Origin of the sequence: Arsukibacterium sp. UBA3155 (assembly GCA_002364615.1) — a bacterium.
GTDB lineage: Bacteria > Pseudomonadota > Gammaproteobacteria > Enterobacterales > Alteromonadaceae > Alishewanella.
Window position 1 is genome coordinate 94,958 of sequence record DEYP01000008.1, and the last position, 9,258, is coordinate 104,215.

The 9,258-nt window shown below is 47.0% G+C and carries 10 protein-coding genes; 1 reads left to right on the forward strand and 9 read right to left on the reverse strand.

The genetic code is table 11. The annotated features are described in order from the left end of the window. Positions 1-4: 4 nt before the first annotated feature. Positions 5-460, forward strand: coding sequence for an 8-oxo-dGTP diphosphatase MutT (gene mutT, locus B2X65_RS02685; protein WP_290610469.1), 456 nt, complete (start codon positions 5-7; stop codon positions 458-460). 33 nt (positions 461-493) lie between these two features. Here the strand turns inward: mutT and B2X65_RS02690 are convergent, their stop codons facing one another. From B2X65_RS02690 to B2X65_RS02730, 9 genes are all read right to left on the reverse strand, one after another. Next, a complete protein-coding gene (locus B2X65_RS02690) occupies positions 494-1,027 on the reverse strand; it encodes an invasion associated locus B family protein (RefSeq protein WP_290610470.1) in 534 nt (177 codons plus the stop codon). 115 nt (positions 1,028-1,142) lie between these two features. After that, on the reverse strand, positions 1,143-2,147 hold the full coding sequence (locus tag B2X65_RS02695) for a PEP-CTERM sorting domain-containing protein (RefSeq protein ID WP_290610472.1): 1,005 nt from the start codon (positions 2,145-2,147) through the stop codon (positions 1,143-1,145). Positions 2,148-2,430: 283 nt separating this feature from the next. Next, positions 2,431-2,664, reverse strand: a complete 234-nt coding sequence (yacG, locus tag B2X65_RS02700) for a DNA gyrase inhibitor YacG (RefSeq protein ID WP_290610473.1) — start codon at positions 2,662-2,664, stop codon at positions 2,431-2,433. A 235-nt stretch (positions 2,665-2,899) separates the two neighbouring features. Next, entirely contained in the window at positions 2,900-3,679 is a 780-nt protein-coding gene (gene zapD / locus B2X65_RS02705; protein ID WP_290610475.1) for a cell division protein ZapD, read from the reverse strand. 19 nt (positions 3,680-3,698) lie between these two features. Then, a complete protein-coding gene (gene coaE, locus B2X65_RS02710) occupies positions 3,699-4,376 on the reverse strand; it encodes a dephospho-CoA kinase (protein ID WP_290610476.1) in 678 nt (225 codons plus the stop codon). Then, positions 4,369-5,307: a prepilin peptidase gene (locus B2X65_RS02715; RefSeq protein ID WP_290610477.1), complete on the reverse strand. Its 939-nt coding sequence runs from the start codon at positions 5,305-5,307 to the stop codon at positions 4,369-4,371. Before B2X65_RS02715 ends, coaE begins: the two co-directional genes overlap by 8 nt. Then, positions 5,307-6,536, reverse strand: a complete 1,230-nt coding sequence (locus B2X65_RS02720; protein ID WP_290610479.1) for a type II secretion system F family protein — start codon at positions 6,534-6,536, stop codon at positions 5,307-5,309. Before B2X65_RS02720 ends, B2X65_RS02715 begins: the two co-directional genes overlap by 1 nt. Before the next feature lie 108 nt (positions 6,537-6,644). After that, positions 6,645-8,336 (reverse strand): type IV-A pilus assembly ATPase PilB, encoded by a 1,692-nt coding sequence (gene pilB / locus B2X65_RS02725; RefSeq protein WP_290610481.1) that lies wholly within the window; start codon positions 8,334-8,336, stop codon positions 6,645-6,647. A gap of 182 nt (positions 8,337-8,518) precedes the next feature. After that, on the reverse strand, positions 8,519-8,929 hold the full coding sequence (locus tag B2X65_RS02730) for a pilin (RefSeq protein ID WP_290610483.1): 411 nt from the start codon (positions 8,927-8,929) through the stop codon (positions 8,519-8,521). Positions 8,930-9,258 lie beyond the last annotated feature (329 nt).

Consider the following 9,258-nt stretch of genomic DNA (forward strand, 5'->3'; position numbering starts at 1 on the left):
TGCAATGACCAGTGGTCAAAGCCAGCAACAATCTCTACCGCAGCTGCATGTAGCGGTAGGGGTTATTTTTAAGCAACAAGAGCAGCGGCAACATCAGCACCAGCAGCAGGTATTGTTGGCGCTGCGCAATGCCAAGCAACATCAGGGTGACAAATGGGAGTTTCCCGGCGGAAAGGTTGAAGCGGGTGAAACCGTTGCAGCAGCGTTGGCCCGTGAGCTTGAAGAAGAGTTGGCCATTACGGTCACCCAGGCCGAACCTTTTATGGTATTGCAGCATGCTTATCCGGAGCGGCAGGTTACTCTGGATATCTGGTTAGTGACCGAATTTAGCGGCGTACCCAGGGGGATGGAGGGGCAGCCGCTACAGTGGGTAAATATCGCCGATTTAACCACTATTACCTTGCCAGCCGCCAACCAACCCATAGTTGAGCGGTTACAACAGCGCAACGCTAACGTTTAGTGCTGCGGCGTCAGCGCTGGTAGACCTTAGTCGTTAATCATCATTCTTAGTGGGTAAACTGGCCAGTGCCTCAGTAAAGCCCCGCAGCGAAAACTTCAGCTGGCGCGGTGTTTGTTCAGTAACAAACAACTTAACCGTATAGGCGGCATTCTCTTGCAGTTGCTTAATAATTTGCGGGCTTAATACCAGCAACACTTTACAGCCTTGTGGCAAGCAAACGGTAACCGGTGCTCTGTGCTTATTATCACCAATATCAATTGCCACACCCGGTGGCAGATATATTCCCAGTGGTAAATTAAGCTGCAACACCGGATCACTGCTGCCTGTAACATAAGCCACCTGGCTGGAATAGATGATATCAGGGTTTTCAGGGTTCTGCAGGCCCTGGGCAATAACGCATTGTTCATTACAAACACTGCGCCAGTCTCCATATGCCTCAACGGTTGCTTTACTGGTATCAGCGCTAACGGTTTGGCTAAGCACGCTGCTTAACAGGGCTAAACCTGCCAGTTTTACTAGCTGCAACTTACCTTTTAGCAGTGGGCGCTGAAATTTTAACGTGGCCATGTTTTATTCCTTTAAACATTTATTAGCTGGGAGTATTACGGTTAAACATTTTATACCGCTAAAAACATAAAGCCTTGCAATAGCAAGGCTTTATAATTTATGCAATTAACAATGCTTACAGCTTAGCATAGCGCTTGCGACGCGCAAACAGTGCCAGAAAACCCGTTGCAAACAGCAGCAGGCTGGCAGGTGCTGGCACGTCTACCGGGTCATCAGGATCGATAATTACCGTACCACCTACACCAGAAAAGCCAAAAATATAAGTAGGGGTGATGGCACCGTCATCATCAGCAAAGCCATCCTGATTAACATCTGAACCAGACCAGCCGAATGAATAGACTTCAGCACCTACGCTAGCTAACGCGCTTAACGCTGCATTGCGGTTTGCAGCGCCACCGTAAAATATCTCAAAGCTGAAGCTCTCACCAGTCAGTAAGGCTCCAAAATCAAAATCAAAGTTAGAGCCAATATCATCCGGGCCAGCTGCGGTAAAGTCACCGCTATTGCCCAGCTGAGGTGAGCAGCTCTCTAACGGGTTAGAGCTACAAAAACCATTGTCGTTCGCACCTAGCACCGCACTTGCACCGGCTGTACCGCCTATAGTGACAAACTCATCAAATGGTGTTGGTGATGCATCCCAGTCGAAGGTGCGACGATATAACAAATTGGCAATATCGGCGCCGCTAATGTTTTCGATGGTTACGGCCACCCGGAACAGGTTGTCGGTTTCGGTTGCCAGGGCAAAGTCATGCGTTATCTGCAGCAGGCCACCCATGCTGGTTACAGACGTTGCAGTAGTGGCAGTACTGTCAAAACTCACCAGGCTTAGGCCTGCCGTGCCAACGGCATTATTGGCATAGCCTGAAGTACCGCCAGTTGCTACGCCCCATCCTTCGCATTCACAACCATGGAAAGTCGATTCATACTCAACGCCTTCACTGATATAACGCAAACCAACACCTGTGGTGCCCGCCACGTCTGCATTACCACCTTCGACATTAAGCTGGCCCAGATCACCAACACCCAAAGCAACATTACCGTCGGTAATAATCATTAAGGCCTGGCTTGCTCCGGCCATACCCAGCAATGCAATAGCTGAGGCTATCTTTAAAAATTTCATAGGTTTCATCCTGAAAGTTATTCAACACAATTTCTGTACAGCGACGTTCAATGTACAAAGGCACTCTTGTACTAAGACGTTTTTGCACCAAGACGCTTTTGTACCACGGCGGTTTTGTACAAAGACACTTTCGTACAGCGCTACTTTTGTACAATAAACGCTATTTTGCACAAAACATGCCACTCTCTAACGTTTTGATATATCAGGCTAAAACCCTGTACCCATTACCAAAATGTAAAGAATTGTGACGAGGTAAAGTTAAATAAAATCAGAATGCAATAGCTTAATTCTTGAAAAACTGATTATCCTGAGCGATAAACTCCTGCTCCAGTTCTTCCAGATACTGCTCTGATAAATCAGCATCTATTGGTGCTTTATCCGGGATGCGATGGTTTTCCGCAGCCCAGTCACCTAAATCAATTAATTTGCAGCGCTCTGAACAAAAAGGGCGGAAAGCGGAACTGGCGTCCCAGACAACGGCGGTACTGCAAGTGGGACATTTAACGGTAGTTGGCATAGCTTAACTCTGATTCAAACTTTAAATCCGGCGTTTAGTATAACAGCTTCGCTTTGGTAGCGCAGGTAGGAGTTCAGCAGAACGTATTGAAGCCGACATCGGTTTACCCTAAGCCGACCGTTGAAGCCCTGGACGGGCGGAAACGAGACCCCATGGATGGGTTTACGGCGTGTCGGCGTGGGTGAATCGGTGTCTGCTTTTTACGCCATACTCGACTAAACGTTTATATGCAGTGCTAACAACAAGCCAGTTGAAATTGCTGTGATTTGGCGGCAGCGCTGCGGGCACTGTCGGCATCCAGCTGCATAAAGCGAATGGCATAGCGGTATTTGTTGCCGCTTACGGTAGGATAAGTGCCTTCGCCAGCCGGGTATTTAATTCGCAATAATTCAAATTGCTCGGCATTTTGCTGGTAAAAACCATTTTCGGCGACCACATTCTGATAATGGCTGCGCTCCCGGATAAAACTTAGTACATAACGAATAGCCTGCTCAGCCAGGGCAACCTGGTTAAGCCAGTCTTCGGCTTGGGCCTGACGCTCACTCAGCGGCAAGCTAAACCAGTATTGCAGTTGCGGCATATCAAAGTAGCAGCAACCGCCGGGTATGCTGAAACGCTGGCGTAACGGCGCTAAAAAGTTGTCGTCTTTTAGTGCACCAAGCAATTTGCCACTGCGTAATAGCTCAGATTGCATGCGTACTGCTGCCTGCAGCATGGTTTGTAATTTCGAATCTGACACCGAAGGATGTTGCGACCACATTACCAGCTGGCTTTCACAGCGCTCGATATCTTTAATTAAGTCGGGCCGAACGTCGTTGCGATCCATCACCTCAATTAAGGCAAACAGATTGGTAAAAAAGCTTTGCTGCTGGTTTTCATCGGCCAGAGCCAGTTGACTGTGCACCTGCTGAAATAAAAACTCCAGACGCAAATAAGTACGAATTTTCTCATTGAGTGGGTGTTCGTAAATAATCTCGGCTGTATCGGTCATACTGTCCGTCATATTGTCGGTCATAGTAAATTGTGGCCTGTTATTAAACTTTTGCTGCCAGTGTTATATAGCGTTGATGTAACAGCTTAACCTGCTGCTGCAGCGTCGCGGCGCTACTGTCGTGTTCAATACCCGCGTTTGTAATTTCAGTATTGTTATCAATAACATCATCAGCCAGTGCCAAACGTTCGGGCCGGCTGATCTGACTGGCAATAATGGCCTGCACTTGTTCAGCATTAGCACCGGAACTCACTGCATCCCGGCTTAGAGTGCGCGCCAGCTGGTTTTGTTCCGTTATATCGACTACCAGCACCCGGTTTACCAAAGTCTGCAGTTTGTTTTCCAGCAGCAGCGGCGCAATTAACAGCACGTAAGGCGCTGGCGGCAAATTCGCTAATTGGCTTAGCATTGCCGCCCGAATCGCCGGATGCATCAGGTTATCGAGCCATTTTTTTGCTGACGCATCGCTAAAAATAAGCTGGCGTAATAATGCCCGGTTTAAGCTGTTATCGGCCAGTAATAGCTCTGGCCCGAACTGCGCGGCTATTTTTGCCAGTACCGGGCTGCCAGGGGCAACCACTTCGCGCGCTACAATGTCCGCATCTACTGAGGGTATGCCTAGCTGCTTAAATAAATTAGCAACGGTAGATTTACCACTGCCAATACCGCCGGTTAAACCAACAATAAAACGGCCTTTATCGGTAACCAAAGTATCAGGCACCAAGATAACTCAGGTAGGCGTTGGTAAGTTGCTCACCCCATAACAAGGCAATAAAGCCAGCGGCAGCAATATAGGGGCCAAACGGAATAGGCGTAGCCTTATCACGGCCCTGAATCGCCAGCATGCTGGCGCCAATAACCGCGCCCACCAAAGATGATAATAAAATAATTAGTGGTAGTTGTTGCCAGCCGAGCAGGGCACCAAATATCGCCAGTAATTTAAAATCACCATAGCCCATGCCTTCCTTGCCGGTTAGCAGTTTAAAGCCCCAATACACCAGCCATAACGTCAGGTAACCTGCAGCGGCGCCAATAATGGCCTGGCCAGGGTTAACTAAGGCTGAATCAGTTAAGCTAAATACTAAGGCCAGCCATAACAGTGGCAGGGTAAGGCTGTCGGGCAACAGCATAGTGTCAATATCAATAAAACTGAGCGCTATTAAGCCCCAGGTGACAAAAATCAGCACCAGGGCCAGCGTACCAAAGCCATACTGCCAGGCTACAAGGCCCGACATTACTGCCGTTAGCGCTTCTACCGCCGGGTAACGACTGCTTATCGGCGCTTTGCAATGGCGGCAACGGCCTTTTAATAGTAACCAGCTTAGTACAGGTATATTATCGCGTGCCGCAATCGGCGTATGACACTTCGGGCAGGCCGAGCGCGGCACTGCCAGGTTAAAGCGCTCAGGCGTACCTAAAGCTGAGGCATTGACTTTGTTGGCAGCGCCCGCGGCTTTGCCACTGTCAGTGGCGCTAACAACAGCATCAGCCTGAAAATAGGCCTGATATTCCTGCTGCCACTCCCGCTCCATCATCTTAGGCAGCCGGTACACCAGTACGTTTAAAAAGCTGCCGATTAGTAAACTAACAACCGCTACAAGCGCAATAAAAAGCCAGCTATGCTGGCTTAACAAACTTACAAATTCACTCATCAGATAATCGAACCCATCTTGAATATAGGTAAGTACATAGCAATAATTAAGCCGCCGATAACCACGCCTAATACCGCCATTATCATCGGTTCTAACAGTGCGGTTAAGCCATCCACCGCATCATCTACTTCCTGCTCATAAATATTGGCCACTTTATCCAGCATGCCATCCAGTGCGCCGGATTCTTCACCAATCGATACCATTTGAATCACCATTTCCGGAAACTGGTCGGTTTGTTTCATGGCTAAATACATCTGGGTACCGGATGACACTTCTTCCCGGATATGCATAATGGCATTGCGGTACACTTCATTGCCGGAGGCACCGGCGGCCGAATCTAAAGCTTCTATTAATGGCACACCGGCAGCAAAAGTAGTAGACAGGGTGCGGGCAAAGCGGGCCACCGCCGCCTTATTTAAAATATTACCGATCACCGGGGCTTTGAGAATCCAGCCATCGGCCATAGTGCGAAACTTTAGGTTATTGGCATAAGTTTTCTTTACTACATAACCAAAAGCGATAATGCCAAATAATACTACCCACCAGTATGCCTGCATCATTTCGGAAATACCCAGTACAAACAAAGTAAAGGCAGGTAATTCGGCACCAAAGCCGGCAAAAATCTCAGCGAATTGCGGCACCACAAAAATAAGTAATATTGAGGTAACGATGCCTGCTATCACTAATACTGCAGCCGGATAAAACATGGCTTTTTTAATTTTCGATTTAAGCGCTTCCGCTTTCTCTTTATAAATCGCTATGCGGTCAAATATCCGATCCAGAGCGCCGGACTGCTCACCCGATTTTACTAAGTCGCAATACAGTTCATCAAAATATTTGGGGTGCTCCCGCAGGACCTCTGATAATGGCAGACCAGACTGAATTTTCACCGATATTTTCTGCATTAGTACTCTAAGGCCTTTGTTATCGGCACCATTGGCAATTAAATCGACACTTTGTACCAGCGGTACACCAGCACCGAGCATCGTAGCAATCTGCCGGGTAACCACTGCAATATCAGCTGGTGTGATTTTCTTGTCGCCGCCAAAGAGTGATTTTGGCTTGCGTTTAACTTTCGAGGGGGTGATACCCTGTTGGCGTAACAGCGCTTTGACTTCGGCAATGCTATTGCCTTTCAGTTCACCATCGGCTTTTTTACCGCGACGGTTTACCCCTTTATATTGATAAATTTCCAGCTCTTTAATTTTAAATTTTTGTGCCTGAGCCATGTCGTGTGTCCTGTTGCTGCGCTAGGGCGCTGGATTTAATAGTAATTGCTAACTGTCAATTTTTGCTTTTTTGTTAATTATCATTTTTTTTCATATGTCTGGTGCCTGCTAGCCTTTGGTAACCCGGTTTACTTCCGCCAGACTGGTTACTCCAGCTGCAGCCTTAATTAAGCCCGACTGGCGTAAGCTGTTAATACCTTCTTTTGCTGCCTGCTGGGCAATATCCAGCGAGTTACCGTCAGCCATAATAATATCGGCCATTTTACCGCTTATTGGCATCACTTCATAAATACCAACCCGGCCTTTATAGCCATTAGTGCAGTTTTCACAGCCGACCGGTTTAAAAATAGTAATATTTCCCAGCTGCTCCTGGGTAAAGCCCTGGCGTAATAATTCCGCTTCTGGTAATTGCTCCGGTGCCTTGCATTTTGGGCAAAGCCGACGGGCCAACCTCTGCGCAATAATTAAACTGACCGAGCTGGCCACGTTGTAGGCTGGTACGCCCATATTCAGCAGTCGGGTTAAGGTTTCGGGGGCCGAGTTGGTGTGCAGAGTTGATAATACTAAGTGACCTGTCTGGGCCGCTTTAATGGCAATTTCGGCGGTTTCTAAATCACGGACCTCACCGACCATCACCACATCCGGGTCTTGTCGTAAAAACGATTTAAGCGCCGTGGCAAAGGTTAAGCCGGCACGTGGGTTTACCTGGACCTGGTTAATGCCGGTTAAGTTAATCTCCACCGGATCTTCGGCGGTAGAAATATTAGTCTCGCTGGTATTAAGAATAGCCAGGCCGGTATAAAGTGATACTGTCTTTCCGCTACCGGTAGGGCCGGTCACTAAAATCATGCCCTGCGGCTGCGCTAAAGCGGCTAAATAGCGCTGTTTCTGAATATCTTCATAGCCTAAAACATCAATTCCCAGCATGGCGCTGTCGGAATCAAGTATCCGCATTACAATTTTCTCGCCCCAAAGAGTAGGCAAGCTGCTTACCCGAAAATCGATAGATTTTTTAGCGGAGAGTTTAAGTTTAATACGGCCATCCTGTGGTACCCGTTTTTCAGCAATATCGAGGCGGGACATAACCTTTAACCGCGCCGACAACCTGCTGGCCAGCGCCACCGGCGGGTTGGCTACTTCGTTTAATATACCGTCAATCCGAAAGCGAATACGGTACAGTTTTTCATAGGGCTCAAAGTGTAAGTCGGAAGCGCCCTTACGAATGGCATCCAGCAGCATTTTATTAATAAAGGCAATAATTGGTTGGTCTTCTTTATCGGCGCTGACTCCTTCGTCCTCTTCTTCCTCAACAATACCGAGTGAGCCTAAATCCCAGTCGGCGGCATCGCCCGCCAGGTTAAAGCTGCTATCAAATAACTTTTCAATCAGCTTTTGTAACTTATCAAATTCAACTACCACCACTTCAGCATTGAGGCCGGTGTTAAATTCAAAGTCTTCAATCGCTGCAATATTGGTAGGGTCAATGACTGCTAAATACATATTGCGGCCGCGCTTAGCCAGCGGCAGCATATCGTTTTTACGAATGAGTTTTTCGTTGCGTAAGTCTTCCGGTACCGACACCAGGTCGTAGTAATCCAGGTCAATACTCAGCGCATGGCTCACCTGGGTAGCCATTTCTGCCAGCCGGGCTGAGCCAATTAATTTTTCATTGATTAACAGTTCCGGCAGGGTTCGGTAATTGCCGCTTTTTTCACTAATGGCTTTAGTGGCTTTATCGCTATCAATAATGCCTTGCTGTAATAAGCGCTTTAATAAAGTGGAGTTTGCATTTACCGCCATACAGCGTTGGTATCCTGATGATGGATTAAATATTCGTGAATGGTTTGATTATGCCAGCATTTAGCGGTTATTCAAGTTTATAGTGTATTAGCGGGGGCATAGTCGTATAAATATGTTTTTAGCATTAAACCCAATAAAAAAGCCAGCTAAATGAGCTGGCTTCTAAATTCATTCAGGTTAGCTTACGGCGCTGTTACAGTTAGACCGGCACCTTTTTGGCATTGTTGTGTGGTGGCTTTCGGAGCAACCCCTGTTGTTGAATAGGCCAAGGCACCATCAGCACCCATAACAGCAGTTAATATGCAGCCTTCATTTGTCCAAGTCAACGTAACAGCTGTAGCTTCAGCAGGTGTAACATTTGTTAATTTGGTTTCATTGGTTATTTCGGTTGCTAATGTGGCACAACCAATACCGGTCTGCACACAGGCCTGAGTTTTGGTTACGTATGCGGAAGCTCCTTTCATAGCCTGGCCGCCGTATGAGGTGGCTACATATTCACGATAAGCTGGCAGTGCTACTGCAGCTAAAATACCGATGATCGCTACAACGATCATTAATTCAATTAAGGTAAAACCTTGTTGTGTACGTTTCATTTTTACATCTCCTGAGGATTTAATTAGCCTTGGGGGCTGACGTCTATTTTGGTGATTTTTCAGGCCAGCGCAAGCTGTTTGTTAATAAATGAACGAAAAAAACCTAACTTAATGGTTTTTTTATAAAAATAGTTTTTTAATGCTGTTTTATCGGCAATTTAATATAGTACAAAGGTATTAGTTTATAATTTTATTTTCGCGTTGCAGGGATGTTTTGATCGCAAAATCCTGTGGTTTGATCGCTGCGGATCGAAAAAGTGCATCATAAATCCGTTGTTATCTTATACAAGTTCTGACGCTTACCAAATTGGGGTCAGATACTGAGGTAT